This window comes from Streptomyces sp. SN-593 (assembly GCF_016756395.1).
GTDB classification, from domain to species: Bacteria; Actinomycetota; Actinomycetes; order Streptomycetales; family Streptomycetaceae; genus Actinacidiphila; species Actinacidiphila reveromycinica.
Window position 1 is genome coordinate 8528230 of sequence record NZ_AP018365.1, and the last position, 22843, is coordinate 8551072.

A 22843-nucleotide genomic window follows, 5' to 3' on the forward strand; every position below is an offset into this window, starting at 1 on the left:
GCGTCGGGCGCGAGCGTGCTGCGGGTGAGACTGTCCCCGGACGGCGCGGGCGGCCTGTCGCTCACGGCCGTCGACGAGGCCGGCGCGCCGGTGGTCTCGGTGGCCTCCCTGGTGCTGCGGCCCGTCGGCAGCGGCGGTTCGGGCGCTGTTGCCCCGGCGGTGCGGGACGGACTGCTCGGCGTGGCCTGGACCCCGGTAGCGGCCTCCTCCACGGCCCCGGCGACGACGACCGCGCTGCTCGGTCCGGACACCCGCCGCCTCACCGGCCTGCACGCTCCGGCCTACGCGGACGTCGCCGCACTGGCGGCCGCGGTGGCAGCGGGCGAGCAGGTGCCCGACGTGCTGGTCTGCGCACCGCCCCCCGGCACGTCCGCAGCGTCCGCCGCCGACGGCACGGCGGCCGGCACCGCGCGCCGCGCGACCGCCAGGACGCTGCACCTGGTCCAGGAGTGGCTGGCCGCCGAGGGGCTGACGGCGTCACGACTGGCGCTGGTCACGCGCGGCGCGGTGTCCACCGCTCCCGACGAGGGCGTCGCGGACCTCGCGGGCGCCGCCGTGTCGGGACTGGTGCGCACCGCCCAGTCGGAGCACCCCGACCGCTTCGTCCTCGTCGACCTCCCCGCCGCGCCCGAACCGGACGAGAGCACGACCCGGGCGCTGGCGGCCGCCCTCGCGTCCGGCGAGCCAGAGACCGCCGTGCGCGCGGGCGGCGTGCTGGCACGGCGCCTGACCCGCCCGACCGCCGGCCTGCCCGTGCCCACCGGCGCCGACCGCGTGCCGTGGCGGGTGGAGGCGGAACGCCCGGGAACCCTGGAGGGCCTGGGCGTCGTGCCCTACCCGGCCACCGCGGGCGACCTCGCACCCGGCGAGGTGCGCTTCGCGGTGCGCGCCGCCGGAGTGAACTTCCGCGACGTGCTCATCACCCTGGGCATGTACCCCGACGCGGCGCTGCTCGGCAGCGAAGCGGCCGGCGTGGTGACCGAAGTCGGTCCCGACGTCCACGCGTTGGCGGTCGGCGACCGGGTGATGGGCATGGTCACCGGCGGCTTCGCCGACCGGGTGGTGGTCGACGCCCGCAAACTCGCGGTGATACCCGACGGTTGGACGTACGCGCAGGCGGCCGCCGTGCCGCTCGCGTACTGCACGGCCTGGTACGCGCTGGCCGACCTGGCGCGGGCGCGGCCCGGGCAGCGGGTGCTGGTCCACGCCGCGACCGGCGGCGTCGGCTCGGCCGCCGTCGAGGTGGCACGCCACCTCGGCCTGGAGGTGTTCGCCACGGCGAGCCCGGCCAAGTGGGGCGCGCTGGCGTCCACGGGCATCGACGACGACCACATCGCGTCCTCGCGGGACGCCGGCTTCGAGGAGAAGTTCGCCGGCGGCGTGGACATCGTCCTCAACGCCCTGTCCGGTGAACTCACCGACGCCTCCCTGCGGTTGCTGCGCGGCGGCGGGGTCTTCCTGGAGATGGGCAAGACCGATCGCCGTGCACCCGAGCAGGTCGCGGCCGCCCACCCCGGCGTCACCTACGTCTCCTTCGAGACCGGCGAGGCCGGCCCGCAGCGCCTCGGAGAGATCCTGGCCGAGGCGAACGCCCTGCTCGTGAGCGGTGCCATGAGCCCTGCTCCGGTGCGGTGTTGGGATGTGCGGCGGGCGGTGGACGCGTTGCGGTTCATGAGCCAGGCGCGGCATGTCGGGAAGATCGTGTTGACGGTTCCGGCGCCGGTCCGCGCTTCCGGGACGGCGTTGATCACCGGTGGGACGGGGATGATCGGTGGCCGGGTGGCGCGTCATCTGGTCGAGTCGGGGCGTGCCGGTCGGGCGGTGTTGGTGAGTCGTTCGGGTCCGTCGGCCGCCGGGGTTCCGCAGTTGGTGGCGGGGTTGGCGTCGGCGGGTGCGGACAGTCGGGTCGTCGCCTGTGACGCGGCGGATCGTACGGCGTTGGCGGGGTTGGTGGCCGCGCTGCCCGCTGACCGTCCGGTGACGTCGGTGTTCCACTCGGTGGGGGTGTTGGACGACGGGGTGATCACGTCGCTCGACGCGGGTCGGGTGGACGCGGTGATGCGTCCGAAGGCGGACGCGGCGTGGAACCTGCACGAGCTGACGGCTGAACTCGACCTCGATCTGGACGCGTTCGTGCTGTTCTCGTCCGCCGCCGCCACCTTCGGCGGTCCCGGTCAGGGCAACTACGCGGCCGCCAACGCCTACCTGGACGGCCTCGCCGCCCGGCGCCGCGCGGACGGCCTGCCCGCCGTCTCGCTCACCTGGGGCCTGTGGGCCGAGGCCAGCGCGATGACCGGCCACCTCGACGCCGGCGACAAGGGCCGCGTCGGCCGCGACGGCGCCACCGGACTGAGCACCGACGACGGCCTCGCCCTGCTGGACGCCGCCCTCGGCCGCGACGAACCCCTCCTCGTCCCCGCCGCGTCGGACCTCGCGGGCATACGTGCCGCGGCGGCACGCGGCGAGCAGGTCCCGGCGGTCTGGCACGGCCTCGCCACCCCGGCCCGGCGCGTCTCCGGCGGCGCGGGCGGCCCCGGGGGCGACGCCCACCGCACCCTCCCGCAGCAACTCGCCGCCCTCACACCCGAGGAGCGCGGCCGCGCGCTGACCGACCTCGTCGGCGCGCACACGGCAGCCGTCCTGGGACACGCGTCCGCCGCCGCGGTCGAGGCCGACCGCACCTTCAAGGACCTCGGCTTCGACTCGCTGGCCGCGGTCGAGTTCCGCAACCGGCTCAACGCCGCGACCGGCCTGCGGCTCCCGTCCACCCTGGTCTTCGACTACCCGGCGCCCAGCGTGCTGGTCGCCCACCTCGCCGAACTCCTCCGCCCCGGCACGGAGCGGACCGACGACGGCGCCGAGTCCCGGCTGCGCGCCGTCCTCGCGTCGATCCCGATCGCCCGCCTGCGCGACGCCGGCCTCGTGGACGTCCTGCTGCGACTCGCCGACGACCGGGCGGGCGCCCAGGAGGCCGCGGCCGCGCCGGAGGACCACGGCGACCTCATCGACTCGCTCGACGCCGAGGACCTGGTGCGCATCGCCCTCCAGGCGGAAGGAACCGATTTCTGATGTCGACGCCGATCACCACGTGGAGCGCACGATGAGCATGCCCAACGAGAAGGTCCTCGAGGCGCTGCGGGTGTCGCTGAAGGAGACCGAGCGGCTGCGGCAGCACAACCGGCAGCTCGTCTCGGCCTCCCGCGAGCCGATCGCGATCGTCGGCATGAGCTGCCGGTTCGCCGGCGGCATCAGCACGCCCGAGGAGCTCTGGACGGTCCTCGCGGACGGCGTCGACGCGGTGACCGGCCTCCCCGAGGACCGCGGGTGGGCGCTCGACGAGCTGTACGACCCGGACCCCGACAACCCCGGCACCTCCTACGCGCGCGGCGGCGGGTTCCTGTACGGCGCGGGCGAGTTCGACGCGGGCTTCTTCGGCATCAACCCGCGCGAGGCGCTGGCGATGGACCCGCAGCAGCGCCTCGTGCTGGAGACCGCGTGGGAGGCGTGCGAACGCGTCGGCATCGACCCCGTCTCCCTGCGCGGCTCGCAGACCGGCGTGTTCGTCGGCGCCACCTCCTCCGGCTACGACGCCGACGGCGCCGGGGGCGCGGAGGGCTACCAGCTCACCGGCACCACCACGAGCGTCATCTCCGGCCGCGTCGCCTACGTGCTCGGCGTCGAGGGCCCGACCGTCACGGTGGACACCGCCTGCTCCTCCTCCCTGGTCAGCCTCCACCTCGCCGTCCAGGCCCTGCGCAACGGCGAGTGCTCGCTCGCCCTGGCCGGCGGCGCCACGATCATGGCGCTGCCCGGGGCGATGGGCGAGTTCTCCCGGCAGCGGGGGTTGGCGGCGGATGGGCGGTCGAAGGCGTTCGCGGCGTCGGCCGACGGCATGGGCATGGCCGAGGGGGTCGGCATGCTGGTGGTGGAGCGGCTGTCGGACGCGCGGCGCAACGGGCACCGGGTGCTGGCGGTGGTGCGGGGCAGCGCGGTGAACCAGGACGGCGCGTCGAACGGTCTGACCGCGCCCAACGGTCCGTCCCAGCAGCGGGTCATCCGCGCCGCGTTGGCGAACGCGCGGATGTCCGCGGACCAGGTGGACGTGGTGGAGGCCCACGGGACCGGGACGAAGCTCGGCGACCCGATCGAGGCGCAGGCGCTGATGGCGACCTACGGCCAGGAGCGCCCGGAGGAGCGCCCGTTGTGGCTCGGTTCGGTGAAGTCGAACATCGGCCACTCCCAGTGCGCGGCCGGCGTGGCCGGCGTGATGAAGATGGTGCTGGCGCTCCAGCACGCCCGGTTGCCGCGGACGCTGCACGTGGACGAGCCGTCGCCGCACATCGACTGGACGGCCGGGAACGTCCGCCTGCTGACCGAGCCGCGGGACTGGCCGGAGACGGCCGAGCGGGTGCGCCGGGCCGGCGTCTCGTCGTTCGGCATCAGCGGGACGAACGCGCACGTGCTGCTGGAGGAGGCACCCGCGGCGCAGGAGCCGGAGACGAAGGCGGCGGGTGACGCGCCGGCCGTGCCCGTGGTGTCGGGTGCGGTGCCGTGGGTGGCGTCGGGCCGCACGGAGGCCGCGCTGCGGGAACAGGCGGGGCGGTTGCGTGAACTGGTGCTGGCGCGGCCGGGGTTGGGCCCGGTGGATGTGGGGTGGTCGTTGGCGTCGTCGCGGTCGGTGTTCGAGCACCGCGCGGTGGTGTCGGGCGGCGGGTATACGGAAGGTCTCGCGGCGGTGGCGACGGGTCAGCCGGCGTCGGGTGTGGTGACGTCGGGTGGTGTGGCCGCCGGTCGTGGCCGGGTGGGGTTCGTGTTCGCGGGTCAGGGGTCGCAGCGGGCGGGGATGGCGGCGGGGTTGTATGCGGCGTCTCCGGTGTTCGCGGCGGCGTTCGACCGGGTGTGCGGGCTGCTTGGGTCCCACCTTGATGTGCCGTTGCGTGAGGTGGTGTTGGAGGGCGCGGAGGGTGATGCCCGGGCGGATTCGACGGTGTTCGCGCAGGCCGGGCTGTTCGCGTTGCAGGTCGGTCTGGTGGAGGTCCTCAAGGCGGCGGGGGTGACGCCGACGGCTGTCGCCGGCCACTCGGTGGGTGAGGTGGCGGCCGCGTGTGCGGCGGGTGTGCTGTCCCTGGAGGACGCGTGTGCGCTCGTGGCGGGGCGTGGTCGGGTGATGCAGGCGCTGCCCGAGGGCGGCGCGATGGCGTCGATCGCCGTGTCCGAGGCGGACGCGATCGAGGTGATCGGCGAGCGTGCCGATGTCGGGATCGCTGCGGTCAACGGCCCGGCCGCGGTGGTGGTGTCGGGTGAGCGGGACGCGGTGGACGCGGTGGCGGGGGTGTTCGCGGGGCGTGGGGTGCGGGTGCGTTCCTTGCGGGTGAGTCATGCGTTCCATTCGCACCGGATGGACCCGGCGCTGGACGAACTGGCGGAGATCGCGGGTGGGTTGGCGTATGTGCCGGCTGAGGTTCCGTGGGTGAGTACGTCCACGGGTGCCGTGGTCGAGTCGTGTGACGGCTCGTACTGGGCGGGCCAGGCGCGGGGGGCTGTGCGGTACGCCGACGCCGTGACGGCCATGGCCGGCCTCGACGTGGACGTCTTCCTGGAGATCGGACCCGACGGGACGCTGTCCACGCTAGGTGCGGGTGCGGTGCCGGACGCGGAGTTCGTGTCGTTGCAGCGGCCTGGCCACGACGCCGCGGGGGCGTTCGTGGACGGGCTGGCGCAGGCGTGGGTGCACGGCGTGTCCGTGGACTGGGCCGCGCTGATCGGCCCGGGCGAGCGGGTGGACCTGCCGACGTACGCCTTCCAGCGGCAGTACTACTGGCCGCAGCCGGTGCTGGACGTGTCCGACATGGAGGCCGCCGGCCTGGGCGCGATGGGCCACCCGCTGCTGCTGGCGCTGGTCGAACTCGCCGCCGACGGCGGCATGGTCCTCAACGGCCGCCTGTCGCTGCGTGCCCAGCCCTGGCTGGCCGAGCACGCCGTCGGCGGCACCGTGCTGCTGCCCGGCACCGCGTTCGTGGAGATGACCGTGCGCGCGGGCGACGTCGCCGGATTCGGCCACGTGGACGAACTGACGCTCGAAGCACCGCTGGTGCTGTCCGACACCCCGGTCCAGGTGCAGGTCGTGGTGGGCCCGGAGACCGGCGGCCTGCGGTCCGTCGAGGTGTACGCGCGGGGCGCGTCCTCGCCCGACGAGCCGGGCGCCTGGACCCGTCACGCCAGCGGCACCCTGGCGCCCGCCGCGGGCGGGCGGCCGTCGGCCGACCTGACCGTGTGGCCGCCGCGCGACGCGACGGCGTTCCCCGTGGACGACTGGTACCCGCGCATGGCCGCGGAGGGCTACGACTACGGTCCGCTCTTCCGCGGTCTGCGGGCGGGCTGGCGGCGTGGTGACGACGTCTTCGTCGAGGTCGCCCTCCCGGAGGAGGCCGCCTCGGACGCACGCGACTACGTCCTCCACCCCGCCCTGCTGGACGCGGCGCTGCACGCGTCGGGTCTCGTCCTCCCGGAGGGGCGCGCCGGCGAGGTGCGGTTGCCGTTCGCGTGGACGGGGGTGGGCCTGCACGCGTCGGGCGCGAGCGTGTTGCGGGTGAAGCTGTCCCCCGACGGCGCGGGCGGGGTGTCGCTGACCGGCGTCGACCCGGCCGGCTCGCCCGTGGTGTCGGTGGACTCGCTCGCCCTGCGGCCGGTCACCGCCGACCAGGCGGGCGCGCAGGTGCGCGACGACCTGTTCGCGGTGGAGTGGGTGCCCGCCCCGGCGCCCGGCCGGACCGCCGCGGAGGCGGTCGTCGCCGTACTGGGAGGCGGCCTCGGCGCGCTGCACGGCGTGACGCGGTACCCGGATGTGCACGCGTTGGCCGACGCGGTCGCGGCGGGGGAACCGGCACCCGACCTGGTCCTGGCGGCTTCCGATCAGCACGCGCCGGGCTCCGCGGACACGGCCGGTTCGGCTCGTGGGGTGACGGCGGGTGTGCTGGGCCTGGTGCAGGGGTGGTTGGGTGCGGTGGGGTTGTCGTCGTCGCGGTTGGTGGTGGTGACGCGGGGTGCGGTGTCGACGGGTCCGGGTGAGGGTGTGGTGGATCTGGCGGGTGCCGCGGTGTGGGGTCTGGTGCGTTCCGCGCAGTCGGAGGAGCCGGATCGTTTCGTGCTGGTGGACCTGCCGGACGGGGACGCGCTCGGCGTGGAGCCGCTGGTGGCCGCCGTGGCGTCGGGCGAGCCCGAGATCGCCGTCCGTGGCGAACTGGTGCTCGCGCGGCGCCTGGTGCGCCCGTCGGGCGGCCTCGCCCTTCCGGCCGGTGAGGGCGCGTGGCGGCTGGAGGTGCGGCAGGCCGGCACGCTGGAGGGTGTGGAGGCGGTCGCGTACCCGCCCGCCACGGCCGAACTCGCTCCGGGACAGGTACGGGTGGCGGTGCGCGCCGCGGGCATGAACTTCCGCGACGTGATGATCACCCTGGGCATGTACCCGGGTGCCGCGCTGCTCGGCAGTGAGGTCGCCGGTGTGGTCGCCGACGTCGCACCGGATGTCACCGGGTGGGCGGTCGGCGACCGGGTGATGGGCATCGCCGGTGGCGGCTTCGCCGACCGGATGGTCGTGGACGCCCGGGCGTTGGCGGCGGTTCCGGCGGGGTGGTCGTTCGCGCGGGCGGCGGGTGTGCCGGTGGGGTTCTCGACGGCGTGGTACGGGTTGGTGGATCTGGCTCGGGCGCGGTCGGGGCAGCGGGTGCTGATCCATGCGGCGACGGGTGGGGTGGGGATGGCGGCGGTGCAGATCGCGCGTCATCTGGGGTTGGAGGTGTTCGCGACGGCGAGCCCGGGGAAGTGGGGCGTGCTGGCGTCCATGGGCATCGACGACGACCACATCGCCTCCTCGCGGGACGCGGGGTTCGAGGAGAAGTTCTCCGGTGGCGTGGACATCGTGTTGAACGCGCTGGCGGGGGAGTTGACGGACGCCTCCCTGCGGTTGCTGCGTGGCGGCGGGGTGTTCCTGGAGATGGGCAAGACCGATCTACGGGACGCCGAGGACATCGCCACGCGGTACGAGGGAGTGCGCTACTGCCCGTTCGAGACCACCGAGGCGGGTGTCGAACGGCTCGGCCTGATCCTCGGTGAGATCGGTGCCTTGCTGTCGACGGGTGTCCTGGAGCCTGCTCCGGTGCGGTGTTGGGATGTGCGGCGGGCGGTGGACGCGTTGCGGTTCATGAGCCAGGCGCGGCATGTCGGGAAGATCGTGTTGACGGTTCCGGCGCCGGTTCGCGCTTCCGGGACGGCGTTGATCACCGGTGGGACGGGGATGATCGGTGGCCGGGTGGCGCGTCATCTGGTCGAGTCGGGGCGTGCCGGTCGGGCGGTGTTGGTGAGTCGTTCGGGTCCGTCGGCCGCCGGGGTTCCGGAGTTGGTGGCGGGGTTGGCGTCGGCGGGTGCGGACAGTCGGGTCGTCGCCTGTGACGCGGCGGACCGTACGGCGTTGGCGGGTCTGCTCGGGGGGCTGTCCGGGGATCGTCCGGTGACGTCGGTGTTCCATTCGGTGGGGGTGTTGGACGACGGGGTGATCACGTCGCTCGACGCGGGTCGGGTGGACGCGGTGATGCGTCCGAAGGCGGACGCGGCGTGGAACCTGCACGAGTTGACGGCTGAACTCGACCTGGACCTGGACGCGTTCGTGCTGTTCTCGTCCGCCGCCGCCACCTTCGGCGGCGCCGGTCAGGCCAACTACGCCGCCGCCAACGCGTTCCTCGACGGACTCGCGGCCGCCCGCCGGACCGCCGGCCTTCCGGCGCTGTCGCTCGACTGGGGCATGTGGGCGGAGTCGGGCGGGATGGCCGGCACCCTGGAGGCCGGGGACAAGGACCGGATCACCCGCAGCGGTGTCGCCGGGCTGGGTACGGACGACGGTCTGGCCCTGCTGGACGCGGCCCTCGGCCGCGACGAGTCGCTGCTCGTCCCGGCCGTGCTGGACGTCTCGGGCGTGCGCGCCGCCGCGGTCCGCGGCGAGCAGGTCCCCGCCGTCTGGCGGAGCCTGGCCGGTGGACGGTCCGGTCCGGGCGGCCGGCCCGCGTCGGCCGCGACGGGCGCGGGCGGTTCCTCGTCGCTGCGCGACCGCCTGGCCGGGATGTCGCCCGCGGAGCGCGACCGCGCGCTGGTGGACCTGGTGCGCGCCCACACGGCGGCCGTGCTCGGCCACGCTTCGGCCGAGGCCGTGCCGGGGGAGCGGGCGTTCAAGGAACTGGGCTTCGACTCGTTGACCGCGGTCGAGTTGCGGAACCGGTTGAACGCGGCCGCGGGTCTGCGGTTGCCGTCCACGTTGGTCTTCGACTATCCGACGCCGGTGCTGCTCGCGGGGTTCCTGCGGGTGTCGCTGGTGGGGGACACGGTCGACACAGCCGCTGTGGGCGCGGACCTGGCGGTGTCGGGCGGCGGGTTGCGGAACGCGTCCGGTGGCGCGGAGCCGGTGGCGATCGTGGGCCTGGGGTGCCGGCTGCCGGGTGGCGTGGGCGGTCCGGAGGACTTCTGGGCGGTGCTGTCGGAGGGGCGCGACGTGGTGGGCGCCTTCCCGCAGGACCGGGGCTGGGATGTCGAGGGGTTGTACGACGAGGATCCGGATCGGGTGGGTCGGTCGTATGTGCGGGAGGGTGGGTTCGTCGAGGACGCGGGGGGTTTTGACGCGGGGTTCTTCGGGATCAGTCCGCGTGAGGCGTTGGCGATGGATCCGCAGCAGCGGGTGTTGTTGGAGGTGGCGTGGGAGGCGTTGGAGCGGTCGGGTATTGATCCGGGTGCTCTGCGGGGTTCGCGGACGGGTGTGTTCGTGGGCGGGGCGGCGTCGGGCTACGGTGCGGATCTGCCGGAGGACGCGGCCGCCGAGGGGTACCTGATGACCGGCACCGCGGCCAGCGTGATCTCGGGTCGCGTCGCCTACACGCTCGGCCTCGAAGGCCCCGCCGTGACGGTCGAGACCGCCTGCTCGTCGTCGCTGGTGGCCCTGCACCTGGCCGCCCAGGCGCTGAACTCCGGTGAGTGCTCGCTCGCCCTCGCCGGCGGCGTCACCGTCATGGTGAACCCCACCGCCTTCGTGTCCTTCTCCCGGCAGCGCGGCATGGCGGCCGACGGGCGCTGCAAGGCGTTCTCCGACGCGGCCGACGGGGTCGGCTGGGGCGAGGGCGTCGGCATGGTCGTACTGGAACGCCTGTCGGACGCCCGGCGCAACGGCCACCGGGTGCTCGCCGTCGTGCGGGGCAGCGCGGTGAACCAGGACGGCGCGTCGAACGGCCTGACGGCCCCGAACGGTCCCTCCCAGCAGCGCGTCATCCGCGCCGCGCTGGCGAGCGCGGGCCTGTCCACGGACGACGTGGACGCGGTCGAGGGCCACGGCACCGGTACGGAACTCGGTGACCCGATCGAGGCGCAGGCGCTGATGGCGACCTACGGCCGGGCGCGCGACGAGGACCGCCCCCTGTGGCTGGGTTCGGTGAAGTCGAACATCGGGCACACCCAGTGGGCCGCGGGCGTGGCCGGTGTCGTGAAGATGGTGCTGGCGCTCCAGCACCAGGAGCTGCCGCGGTCCCTCTACGCCGGCGAGCCGTCACGCCACATCGACTGGACGGCGGGGAACGTCCGGCTGCTGAGCGAGCCCGTGGCCTGGCCGGAGACGGCCGCGCGGGTGCGGCGCGCGGGTGTGTCGTCGTTCGGGATCAGCGGGACGAACGCCCACGTGATCATTGAGGAGGCGCCGGCGGAGGCCGGAGCCCCGGTGGAGGGCACGGAGGACGCGGGGCCGGGCCCGCGGGGCGCGCGGCCGGAGCCGCCCGCGGTGTCGGGTGTGGTGCCGTGGGTGGTGTCGGGGCGTTCCGATGCGGCGTTGCGCGCGCAGGCGGGGCGGTTGCGTGAACTGACGGTGGCGAAGCCGGAGTTGGCGGCGCGGGATGTGGCCTGGTCGTTGGCGGTGTCGCGTGCGGTGTTCGCGCACCGCGCGGTGGTGGTGGACGGCGGCGCGTCCGGAGCGCCTGCTTTGGGGTCGGTGGTGTCGGGCGTGCCGGGTGCGGGCGTGGTGTCGGGTGTGGTGCCGGCGGTGGGTGTGGGTCGTTCGGTGTTCGTGTTCCCGGGTCAGGGTGCGCAGTGGGTGGGGATGGGGCGTGAACTGCTCACGTCCTCACCGGTGTTCGCGGCGCGGTTCGCGGAGTGTGGTGGGGCGTTGGCGCCTTATGTGGAGTGGTCGTTGGAGGAGGTGCTGGGTGATGCGGTGGCGTTGGAGCGGGTGGATGTGGTGCAGCCGGTGTTGTGGGCGGTGATGGTGTCGTTGGCTGCGGTGTGGGAGGCGGCCGGAGTACGGCCGGATGCGGTGGTGGGGCATTCGCAGGGGGAGATCGCTGCGGCGGTGGTGGCGGGGTTGTTGTCGGTGGAGGACGGTGCGCGGGTGGTGGCGTTGCGCTCGCTGGCGTTGCGGGCGCTGGCGGGCGGGGGCGGGATGGTGTCGGTGGCGGAGTCCGCCGACGCCGTGCGCGCGCGGATCGCGGGCTTTGGCGAGCGGTTGTCGGTGGCGGTGGTGAACAGTGCCGAGGCGACCGTGGTGAGCGGTGATCCCGAGGCGCTGGAGGAGTTGGTCGTCGGGTGTGAGGGTGACGGGGTGCGGGTGCGGCGGCTTCCGGTGGACTACGCCTCGCACAGCGCGCAGGTGGACGGCCTGCGGCGGGAGATCCTGGAGGCGCTCGCGCCCCTCGCTCCGCTGACGGGCGCGGGTACGGCCGCGGGTGCCGGCGCGGACACGGCAGCCGCCACGGTGCCGATGCTGTCCGCGATGTCGGGGGAGTGGCTGGATGCCGCGGATCTCGGTGCGGGCTACTGGTTCGACAGTCTGCGGGCGCCGGTGGAGTTCGACCGGGCGGTGCGTACCCTCGCCGAGGCGGGCCACGGGGTGTTCGTGGAGATGTCCGCCCACCCGGTCCTGGTCGCCCCTGTGACGGCGACGCTGGAGGACGCCGGTGTGGCCGCTCCGGTCGTGGTGGGGTCGTTGCGGCGGGACGAGGGCGGGCCGCAGCGCCTGTTGACGTCCATGGCCGAGGCGTGGGTGCGGGGCGTCGCGGTGGACTGGGCGGCGGTGGTCGGCTCGGGCGACCGGGTGGACCTGCCGACGTACGCCTTCCAGCACGAGCGCTACTGGCCGAAGGCGACCGCGGCCGCGGTGGGCAGCGGGTTGGGGCATCCGCTGCTGTCGGCGTCGATGGAGTTGGCGTCGGGTGCGGGGCTGGTGGTGGCGGGTGTGGTGTCGTTGCGTGCGCAGCCGTGGCTGGGTGATCACGCGGTGGGCGGCACCGTGCTGCTGCCCGGCACCGGGTTCGTGGAGATGGCGATCCGGGCCGGTGACGTGGTGGGGTGCGGCCGGCTGGAGGAGCTGACGCTGGAGGCGCCGCTGCTGCTGGCGGACGCGGCGGTCGAGGTGCAGGTGGTGGTCGGCGCGGAGGAGGCCGGCGTGCGCGGGGTGGAGGTGCACAGTCGTCCGTCGGGTGAGCAGGGCGACGCGCCGTGGACCCGGCATGCCAGCGGTACGGTCTCGGCGGCGGTCCCGGCCGGCGGGATCGGCGCGGACCTGGTGGTGTGGCCGCCGCGCGACGCGACGCCGCTCGCCGTGGACGGCTGGTACGACGACCTGGAGGCGGCGGGTTACGGCTACGGGCCGGTGTTCCAGGGCCTGCGGGCAGCCTGGCGGCGTGGCGAGGAGGTGTTCGCCGAGGTCGCGCTGCCGGAGGCGGCGGCCGCGGACGCGGGCGGGTTCGGGGTGCATCCGGCGCTGCTGGACGCGGCGCTGCACCTGTCGGGCCTGGTGCTGCCGGAGGGCCGGGCGGGCGAGGTGCGGCTGCCGTTCGCCTGGACGGGCGTGGACCTGCACGCGTCCGGCGCGAGCGTGCTGCGGGTGAAGCTGTCCTCCGACGGCGCCGGGGGTCTGGCGCTGGTGGCGGTCGACGGCGCCGGCTCGCCGGCGGTCTCGGTGGACTCCCTGGTGCTGCGCCCGGTCGGGGGCGGCGCGGGTGCGTCGGGCGGAGTCGCCCCGGCGGTGCGGGACGCGCTGTTCGGCGTGGCGTGGACGCCGGTTCCCGCCCCGGCGGGCGGGACGGCCGAGACGGACGCCGTGGTGGTCGGCGTCGGCCTGGAGGACGTGGCCGACCTGGCGGGCCGGGCGCGCTACGGCGGCCTCGCGGAGCTGACCGCCGCGATCGGCCGGGGCGAGGCCGCGGTACCCGCGCTGGTGGTCGCCGGTGTCCCGGCGGGCGGGGCCCGACAGGCGACCGCGGACGTGCTCGGCATGGTGCAGGCGTGGTTGGGCGCGGAGGAACTGGGCGGGTCGCGCCTTGCCGTGGTGACGCGCGGCGCGGTCTCGACCGGTGTCGGCGAAGGTGTGGCGGACCTGGCGGGCGCCGCGGTGTGGGGGCTGGTGCGCTCCGCGCAGTCGGAGAACCCGGACCGGTTCGTGCTCGTGGACCTCCCCGCTTCCGGGGCGGGAGCCGACGAGCCACTGCTCGCCGCCGTGACCTGCGGCGAGCCCGAGGTGGCGGTGCGCGGGGGCGCGGCGCTGGCCCGGCGGCTGGTGCGCCCGACGGCCGGGCTGACGCTGCCGGGGGGCGGCGAGTCGTGGCGGGTGGAGGTCGGGCGCCCGGGCACGCTGGAGGGTCTGGCCGTCGTGCCGCGTCCGGTCATGGGTGAACTGGCGCCGGGCCAGGTGCGGGTGGCGGTGCGCGCGGCGGGCGTGGGCGCGCGGGACGTCGACCTCGTGCTCGGCGAGGACCGCCCCGGTGCGGCCCTCGGGACCGGGATCGCCGGTGTCGTCACCGATGTCGGCCCCGATGTCGAGGAGTTGGCCGCCGGCGACCGCGTGATGGGCCTCGTGGACGGCGGGCTCGCCGACCAGGTGGTGGCCGACGCTCGGTCCCTGGTCGCGCTGCCCGGGGGATGGACGTTCGCGCGGGCGGCCGCGGCCCCGGAGGTGTACGCCACCGCCTGGTACGGCCTCGCCGACGTGGCCGGGGCGACGCCCGGCCAGCGGGTGCTGGTCCATGACGCCGCCGGTGCGGCCGGTGCCGCGGCGGTGCGGGTCGCCCGCCGGCTCGGGCTGGAGGTGTTCGCGACCGCCGGCTCCGACCGGCGCGGCGTGCTCGCCGCCCTGGGGCTCGACGACGACCACGCGGCGCCTGACGACGTGGCCGCGTTCGCGGCGAAGTTCGCCGGCGGCGTGGACATCGTCCTCAACGCCGCGCCCGGCGAGCAGACGGACGCCTCGCTGCGGTTGCTGCGCGACGGCGGAGTGCTCCTGGCGGCCGACGCGGCCGGTCCGGGGGAATCCGGCGGGGCCGCGGCCGGGCGCCCCGATGTCCGGTGTGCCGCCTTCGCGCTGGCCGAGGCGGCCCCGGACCGGCTCGCCGCCGTCCTCGCCGAGGTCCGTACGCTCCTCACCGCGACCGGCGGCGAAGACGCGGCCGAAGAAGAGGTCGAGAGCGCGCACGAGCATGCGGCCGAGGGTGCGGCCGAGGGCTCGGAGGTCGGGGAGACCGCCGTCGTGCCCGTCCGCTGCTGGGACGTCCGCCGCGCGGCCGACGCCCTGCGCCACGTCAGGGAGCAGGGCCACGCCGGCAGGGCCGTCCTGACCGTGCCCGCGGCGCCGCGCCGTTCCGGCACCGTTCTGATCACCGGCGGCACCGGCATGATCGGCGCCCGGGTCGCCCGGCACCTCGCCGGGACCGGCCGCGCCGACCGCGCGGTGCTGCTCAGCCGTACCGGTCCGGCCGCGCCCGGGGTGCCGGAGCTGGCGGCGCGGCTGGCGGACGCCGGGACCGGCAGCACCGTGGTCTCCTGCGACGCGGCGGATCGTACGGCGCTGGCGGGTGTGCTCGGGGGGCTGCCCGGGGATCGTCCGGTGACGTCGGTGTTCCACTCGGTGGGGGTGTTGGACGACGGGGTGATCACGTCGCTCGACGCGGGTCGGGTGGACGCGGTGATGCGTCCGAAGGCGGACGCTGCGTGGAACCTGCACGAGCTGACGGCCCAACTCGACCTCGATCTGGACGCGTTCGTGCTGTTCTCGTCCGCCGCCGCCACCTTCGGCGGTCCCGGTCAGGGCAACTACGCGGCCGCCAACGCCTACCTGGACGGCCTCGCCGCCCGGCGCCGCGCGGACGGCCTGCCCGCCGTCTCGCTCACCTGGGGCCTGTGGGCCGACGGCAGCGGCATGACCGGGCACCTCGACGCCGGCGACAAGGGCCGGATCGGCCGCGACGGGGTCACGGCGCTGAGCACCGACGACGGCCTCGCCCTGCTGGACGCCGCCCTCGGCCGCGACGAGGCGCTCCTCGTCCCCGCCCGTCTGGACGTCGCGGGCACCCGCGCGCGGGCCGGCCGCGGCGAGCAGGTCCCCGCGGTGTGGCACGGCCTCGCGGCCCCCGCCCGCCGCGTCGCCGAGGCCGGCGGCACCGGCGGCGGGGAGCAGGCGCTCGCGCGCCGGCTCGCCCCGCTCACCCCCGCCGAGCAGGACGAGGTGCTGCTGAACCTGGTCGTCGTGCACGCCGCCGCCGTCCTCGGCCACGCCACGTCCGACGCCGTCGAGCCGGAGCGGGCGTTCAAGGACATCGGCTTCGACTCGCTGACCGCCGTCGAACTGCGCAACCGGCTGACCGCCGCGACCGGCCTGCGGGTGTCGTCGACCCTGGTCTTCGACTACCCGACCCCGATCGCGCTCGCCGCCCACCTGCGGACCCGCCTGCTCGGCGACAGCGCCGCGGTGCAGGGCTCCCCGGCCGTGCCCGGCGCCGCCGGCGCGGCCACGAGCGACGAGCCGATCGCGATCGTCGCGATGGGCACCCGCTTCCCCGGTGACACGCGCGGCCCCGAGGACCTGTGGCGGCTGCTCGCCGAGGGCCGGGACGCGATCACCACCTTCCCCCAGGACCGGGCCTGGCCGATCGAGGACCTCTACGAGCGGGACGCCGACGACCCGTCGGTCATCCACGCCCGGCAGGGCGGCTTCCTCACCGGCGTCGGCGACTTCGACGCCGCCTTCTTCGGGGTCAGCCCGCGCGAGGCCCTGGGCATGGACCCGCAGCAGCGCATCCTGCTGGAGGTGTCCTGGGAGGCGATGGAGCGCGCCGGGATCGTGCCCGCCACGCTGCGCGGCTCGCAGACCGGGGTGTTCGTCGGCGGCTGGTCCCAGAACTACGGCCAGGCGCTCAGCGAGGACACCACCGCCATGCAGGGCTTCATGCCCACCAGCGACGGCGGCAGCGTCATGTCGGGCCGTCTGGCGTACACCTTCGGCTTCGAGGGCCCGGCGGTCACGGTCGACACGGCCTGCTCGTCCTCGCTGACGGCCGTCCACCTGGCCGGCCAGGCGCTGCGCTCGGGCGAGTGCTCGCTCGCGCTCGCCGGCGGCGTGACGGTGATGGCCAGTCCCGGGGCGTTCGGCTTCGGCAAGGCCCTCGGGCTGTCCGTCGAGGGGCGCTGCAAGGCGTTCTCGGCCGAAGCCGACGGCATGGGCATGTCCGAGGGCGCCGCGATCGTGGTGCTGGAGCGGCTGTCGGACGCGCGGCGCAACGGCCACCAGGTGCTCGCGCTGGTCCGCGGCACCGCCAGCAACCAGGACGGCGCGTCCAACGGCCTGACCGCGCCCAACGGCCCCTCCCAGCAGCGCGTGATCCGCGCCGCGCTCGCCAACGCCGGCCTGACCACCGCCGACGTGGACGCCGTCGAGGCGCACGGCACCGGTACCACCCTCGGCGACCCCATCGAGGGCCAGGCGCTGCTGGCCACCTACGGGCAGGACCGCCCCGGGGACCGGCCGCTGTGGCTGGGCTCGGTGAAGTCGAACATCGGCCACACCCAGGGCGCGGCCGGCGTCGCGGGCCTGATCAAGATGGTGCTGGCCCTGCGGCACGCCGAGTTGCCGCGCACGCTGTACTCCCAGGAGCCGACCTCGCACATCGACTGGTCGGCGGGGAACGTCCGGCTGCTCAGCGAGCCCGTCCCCTGGCCCGCGGGCACCGGCCGGGTACGGCGCGCCGGCATCTCGTCGTTCGGGATCAGCGGCACCAACGTGCACGCCATCGTGGAGGAGGCGCCGGAGGACACCGCAGGACCGGACGCCGCAGACACCGCCCGACCCGCATCCGCCGCCGGAGCGACCGCCGACCGCGCCACCGACGACCGTGGGGCCGGGCGGCCGCTGCCCCTGCTGGCCGGCTCGCCCGCCACCGCGTGGACGCTGTCCGGGCGCACCCCCGAAGGGCTGCGCGCCCAGGCGGAGCGGCTGCGCGCGTTCGTCGCGGGCGAGGACGCCGAGTCCGACCCGCGCGCCCGGGACGCCGACGTCGCGCTGTCGCTCGCCGAGACCCGCGCGCTGTTCGGCAACCGCGCCGTGGTCACCGGCACCGGTCGCGACGAGCTGCTCGCCGGTCTCGCCGCCGTGGCCGCCGGCCGCCCGCGCGCGGGCGTCGCCACCGGCCACGTCCGAGCCGGCGGGCCCGGCCGCCTGGTGTTCGTCTTCTCCGGCCACGGGGCGCAGTGGCCCGGCATGGGCGTCGAACTGGCCGAGCGGTCCCCGGTGTTCGCCGCCCGGCTCGCGGAGTGCGAGCAGGCGCTCGCGCCGTACACGGACTGGTCGTTGCGGGACGTGCTGGCCGGCGCACCGGGCGCCCCGGCGCTGGAGTCGGCCGCCGTGGTGCAGCCCGCGCAGTGGGCGGTGATGACGGCGCTGGCCGCCCTGTGGGAGGCGGCGGGCATCGTTCCCGACGCGGTGGTGGGGCACTCGCAGGGCGAGATCGCCGCCGCGTGCGCCGCCGGCATCCTCTCGCTCGACGACGCGGCGAAGGTGGTGGCGCTGCGCAGCCGGGCGCTGACCGAACTGGCCGGGCGCGGCGGCATGGTGTCCGTGGTGCTGGACGCCCCGGCCGTCGCGGACCTGCTGGCCCCCTGGACCGGTCGGCTGTCCATCGCCGCGGTCAACGGCCCGGCGGCCACGGTGGTGTCCGGCGAACTCGACGCGCTGGCGGAGTTCGAGGCGCTGCTCGCCGCCCGCCGCGTCATGCGCTGGCGGGTGCCGGAGCAGGACTTCATCGCGCACTCCGCGCAGGTCGACGTGCTGGCCGAGCCGCTGCGCGAACGCCTCGCGGACGTCGTGCCGTCGGCGGGGACGATCCCGTTCCTGTCCACCGTCACCGGCGAGTGGACCGACGGCAGGGAACTGGACGCCGGCTACTGGTTCGCCAACGTCCGCCGCACCGTCCGCTTCGCCGACGCGGTCGCCGTGCTGGCCGCCTCCGGGCACCGGGTGTTCGTCGAGGTCTCCCCGCACCCGGTGCTGGGCACCGCGATCGAGGACATCGTCACCCAGGCCGACCCGACCGCCACCCCGGTCGTCACCGGGACCCTGGCCCGCGACGACGGCGGTGCCGACCGGGTGTTGCACGCCCTCGGGACCGTGCACGCGCACGGCGGCCGGGTGGACTGGTCCGCGGTGCTCGCCGGGTCCGGCGCCCGCCGGACCGCGCTGCCCACGTACGCCTTCCAGCGGCAGTGGTTCTGGCCGAAGCCGTCCCCCTCCCGCGGCGGCGACGTGACCTCGGCCGGACTGGACTCCGCGCACCACGCGCTGCTCGGCGCCGCCGTCGAGGTCGCCCAGGACGGCGGCCTGCTGTGCACCGGGCGGATCTCGCCGGTGCTCCAGCCGTGGCTGGCCGACCACGCGGTCGCCGGTGTGGTGATCCTGCCCGGCACGGCCTACGTCGAACTGGCCGCGCACGCCGGCCGCCAGGCCGGCTGCGCCCGCGTCGAGGACCTGACGCTCCAGGCCCCGCTGGTGCTCGCCGCCCCGGACCCGGTCCGCATCCAGGTGACGGTCGGCGCCCCGGACGGCGCCGGGGGCCGCGAGGTCGCGATCTGGTCCCGTCCGGAGTCCGCCACGGACGTGCCGTGGACCCGGCACGCCAGCGGCATGCTGGCACCCGACCACGGCCCGGAGGCCGACGCGGCGGACGCCGCGCCCGACTGGCTGGGCGCGTTCGACACCTGGCCGCCGGCCGGCGCCGTCCCGATCGCCCTCGACGACGCGTACGACCGGCTGTCCGCCGGCGGCCACGGCTACGGCCCCTCCTTCCGGGGACTCCAGGCCGCCTGGCACCTGGGCGACGACCTCTACGCGGAGGTCCGGCTGCCCGGCGACCTCGCCGACCAGGCCGACCGGTTCGACCTGCACCCCGCGCTGCTCGACGCGAGCCTGCACCCGATCGCCCTGGACTCCGTCCTGCGCGACGCCGGCGCCGGCGCCGGCGCCGCCCGCGCCGAGCAGGGCGACGGCGAGGAGGACGGGCAGACCGTCCGCGTGCCGTTCGGCTGGACCGGCGTCACCGTGCACGCGACCGGCGCCCAGACCGTACGGGTCCGGCTGGTGCGCGGCGCCGACGGCTCGATCGCGGTGCACCTCGCCGACCCGGCCGGCGGGCCCGTGGCGTCCGTCGACTCCGTGTCGGTGCGTCCGATCGCGGCTGGTGCCCTGGACCTGATCCGGGGCGGCGCGCACACCGTCCACCCGCTGTACGCGATGCAGTGGGTGGAACTGCCGGTGCCGGCGACGGTCCCCTCGGGCCGCGCCGCGCTGGTCGGGGAGGTGCCGCCGGGGCTGGCCGAGGGGCTCGCCTCCGAAGGCGCCGACCTGCACGCGCACCCCGACCTGGCGGGTCTGTCGGCCGCGTTGGAGGCCGGCGAGCCGGTGCCGCAGGTCGTGTTCGCCTGCGTCGGGACGACCGCACCGGGCGGCGCCGAGGACGGCGCCACCGACCCCGGTGCCTCCGCCCAGGCGGCCGCCGAGTCCGCGCTCGCGCTCGCCCGCGGCTGGCTGGCCATGAGCCTCGCCGAGTCCGCGACGCTCGTGGTGGTCACCCGCGGCGCCGTCCCCGCGCTGGCCACGGACGCGCCCGCCGACCCCGACGGGATGGCGGTCTGGGGCCTGCTGCGCGCCACGAAGGCGGAGAACCTCGCCAAGCTCAAGCTCCTCGACCTGCCCGCAGCCGACGGCGTCCCCGACGGCCGTGCCCCCTACGGTGGCTCCCCCGACACACCGAACCTGGCGCGGCTGGTGCTGGCCGGCCTCGCCGTGGACGAGGCGGAGATCGTGGTGCGCGGCGAACGCCTCTACGCGCTGCGGCTCGCCCCGCCCGCCGACGGCCTCTCCCGCCCCGCCGAGGACGGCCCGTGGCGGCTCGCCCCGGCGTCCGCCGGCACCGCCCGCACGCTCGCACTCGCCCCGTACCCCGAGGCGAACGCGCCGCTGACGGAGGGCCAGGTCAGGGTCGCGGTGCGGGCAGCCGCGCTCGACGGCCGCGCCCTGGCCGCCACCGGCGCACAGGGCGCGCTCGGCGCGCTGTCCGGCGTCGTCGTGGAGACCGGACCCGCGGCGGCCGGACCCGCGGCGGCCGGACTCGGGCTCGGCGCCCGGGTGTTCGGCTTCGCGCCGGACGCCTGCGGACCGCTGGCGGTGGCCGACGCGCGGCTGCTCGCCCCGATCCCGGCGGACCGGACCTTCGCCGAGGCGGCCGCCCTCGCGGACGCGGCCCGAGCCGACCACATCGCCGCAAGGAACCCCGGCACGAACCCGGACACGGACCCCGGCACGAACCCGGACCCGGACACGGACCCGTGCACCACCGCGTCCGACGCCCTCGCCGCGGCCCTGGCCCACCGCGCCGCCGCGGTCACCGCCGGCACCGCACCGCTGCCCGCCTTCCGCGCCTGGGACGTCCGCCGCGCCGAGGACGCGCTGAAGCACCTCCGGGACGACCGCCTTCCCGAGCGCGTGGTGCTCAGCATCCCGCCGGACCCGGCCGCCCCCCGCACCGCGGGCACCGCACTGGTCGTCGGCGGCACCGGCACCCTCGGCGGACTCGTCTCCCGGCACCTCGCCGACACCGGCCGCGCCCGCGCCCTGGTGCTCACCAGCCGGTCCGGCCCGGCCGCCGACGGCACCGCGGCGCTGGCCGCCGCGATCGCCGCCGAAGCGGGCGTCCCCGTCCGGGTGCTGGCCTGCGACGCGGCCGACCGCGGCGCCCTCGCCGCCGTCCTCGCCGCCATCCCGGCCGAGCGGCCGCTGACCTCCGTCGTGCACACCGCCGGCCTGGTCGACGACGCCGTCACCACCCAGCTCACCGCCGCCCAGGTGGAGAAGGTGATGCGGCCCAAGTCCGGTGCCGCCTGGCACCTGCACGAGCTGACCCGGACCGCCGACCTGACCGACTTCGTGATGTACTCCTCGATCGCGGCGGCCGTCGGCAGCCCCGGCCAGGGCGGCTACGGCGCGGCCAACGCGTTCCTCGACGCGCTGGCCGTCCGGCGCCGCGCGGCCGGCCTGCCCGCCTCGGCCCTCGCCTGGGGCCTGTGGGCCAAGGCCAGCAAGATCACCGGCGCGATGTCCAAGCAGGACCTGGTCCGCGCCGGCCGCAGCGGCATCGCCCCGATGAGCACCGAGGTCGCCCTCGGCCTGTTCGACGCGGCCCTCGCCCGCGACGAGGCCATGCTCATCACGGCCGAGTTCAACGTCGCGGCCCTGCGCGCGGCCGCCGAGGCCGGCGTGCTGCGCCCGCTGATGCAGAGCCTGGTCGGCAGCGCCGGACCGCGCCGCGCGGCCGCCGTCCCCGCCGACGCCGGAGCCGAACTGCGCGCCCGGCTCGCCCGCGCCGGCCTGGCCGACCGCCCGCGCATCCTCGCCGAGGTGGTACGCGCCGAGGTCGCGGCGGTGCTCGGCCACGAGTCGCCCGCCGCGGTGGACACCGACCTGACCCTGCTCGCCCAGGGCCTGGACTCGCTGACCGCCGTCGAACTGCGCAACCGGCTGCACGCCCTGACCGGCCTGCGGCTGCGCGGCTCCGTCGCCTTCGACCACCCGACCGTCACCGAACTCGCCGCGCACCTGCACGCCGAGTTGGGCGCGGCCGGCCTGACCGGCGCCGACACTGCGGCCCGCCCCGCCCCCGCGGCCGAGTCCGCGTACACGATCAGCCGGCTGTACCGGCAGGCCGTGCGGGACGGACGGTCGGACGAGATGATCGCCCTGATCCGCGGACTGGCCGCGTTCCGGCCGAAGTTCACCGACCCGGGCGAACTGGCCGGGCGGGTCCGTCCGGTCGCCGTCAGCCAGGGCGAGGGCACCGCGCCGGTGTTCTGCTTCCCGGCCCTGGTCGGCAAGGGCGCCGTGCACGACTACGTCCCCTTCTCCGGTGCCTTCCGCGGGGACCGCACGGTGGCCGTACTGCCCTCGCCCGGGTTCGTCACCGGCGAGCCGCTCGCCGCCGACATGGACACCCTGATCGAGCTGCACGCCACCGTGGTGCGCGAGGCGGCGTCCGGAGGGCCCTTCGTGCTCGCCGGCCACTCCTCCGGCGGCCAGCTCGCGCACGCCGTCGCCACCCGGCTGGTGGCCATGGGCACCGCCCCCGCGGCGGTCGTGCTGCTCGACACGTACACCCCCCGGCTGGGCGGCGCGGTCTCCGCCGAGTTCTGGTCGTCGGTGCCCAACGAGCTGTTCGGCACCGACGCGTCGGACGCCGACCCGGCCGCCGAGGACGCCTGGCTCACCGCCATCGGCCACTACATCTCGCTCGACTGGGCCGACCCGGCCGCCACCTCGGTGCCGACCCTGCTGGTCCGGGCCGCCGAGCAGATGCCCGGATCGTTCAAGGAAGGCAGGCAGGAACGGCTGACCTGGGAGTTCTCCGACCGCGTCACGGTCGTGGACGTGCCCGGAAGCCACTTCACGATGATGTCCGACCACGCGTACACGACGGCCACGGCCGTCAAGGAATGGCTCGCCGAACTGTGAGGAGCA

The 22843-nt window shown here is 76.0% G+C and carries 2 protein-coding genes (1 of these 2 cut by a window edge); both read left to right on the forward strand.

All coding sequences use genetic code 11. The features are described 5' to 3' along the window. A protein-coding gene (locus RVR_RS35765; protein WP_202238182.1) for a type I polyketide synthase crosses the window boundary here: on the forward strand, nt 1-3069 show its end. 9729 nt of this gene lie to the left of the window's left edge; the window shows 3069 of its 12798 coding nt (coding positions 9730-12798); its start codon lies beyond the left edge, outside the window; the stop codon is at nt 3067-3069. A 37-nt stretch (nt 3070-3106) separates the two neighbouring features. Then, the gene (locus RVR_RS38795; RefSeq protein ID WP_430393259.1) at nt 3107-22837 is read left to right on the forward strand and encodes an SDR family NAD(P)-dependent oxidoreductase; all 19731 of its coding nucleotides are present in this window, start codon (nt 3107-3109) and stop codon (nt 22835-22837) included. Nucleotides 22838-22843: the final 6 nt, after the last annotated feature.